Genomic DNA, 837 nt, shown 5'->3' with positions numbered 1-837 from the left:
TGTTCCATTTTGCATTCGCTTTTCAATGCCCCATCGAATATTCTCACTGCGGTTATAGCTTTCTTCTTGTGCATAGGCTTCAATTAAAGTGACAAGAAATTCGCTTTCACATTTTGAAGTGTCGATTTCTTCGTTCTCAAATATAATTCTGGCTCCAATGGCATTGAGTTCTCGAATCAGGCGGATTGTTTCAGCAGTATTCCGTCCAAATCTGCTGACGCTTTTTGTTAGAATGGTATCAATGTTTCCTGACCTGCAATCTTTCAATAACCTCTGTAATTCTGGTCTGTTGGTATTCCGTCCAAATCTGCTGACGCTTTTTGTTAGAATGGTATCAACGTTTCCGGACCTGCAATCTTTCAATAATCTCTGTAATTCTGGTCTGTTATCATTTAATCCAGTATGAAAATCCAGATAAATATCAATCAGTATCCATCCTCTGCTGTGCAGAACTGTTCTTGTGAGATGAGATGCTTGGGCAGACATACTGCGAAGCTGCTCTGGCTGATTTGTACTTACTCTGCAATAAACACCAACTTTGGATAATCGTGGTAATTCATGGCGAACTGGAATCTTCGTTACGTTTCTTTCCTCCACGCTGTTTTTTCTCCTTTGTCTATTTTCAGTTCCCTGAATAAACTCATTATAGCACACCCTTTAGGAAAGAACAAGGGCAAATCTGCGTAAAATCTCTGTGGATTAGTCTACTTTCAAAAAAATTGTATCTTTTGTAAAGTACGTCTAAAAAGCCCGTAATTTCGAGGATTTTGTATTATTTGTAGCGTAGGTTACACACCACAGAACCGCACTGCACAAATGATACAATTGTGCAGTGCT

At 39.1% G+C, this 837-nt stretch carries 1 protein-coding gene; it reads right to left on the bottom strand.

What is annotated here, in order from left to right; all coding sequences use genetic code 11:
• On the bottom strand, positions 1-597 hold a 597-nt coding region (locus tag QZL66_RS07495; RefSeq protein ID WP_293601970.1), incomplete at its 3' end, for a recombinase family protein.
• Positions 598-837 lie beyond the last annotated feature (240 nt).

The sequence above is a fragment of the Ruminococcus sp. CAG:330 genome (assembly GCF_000437175.1).
Taxonomy (GTDB): Bacteria; Bacillota; Clostridia; order Oscillospirales; family Ruminococcaceae; genus Ruminococcus_C.
This window is presented reverse-complemented; position numbering and strand designations above follow the sequence as displayed.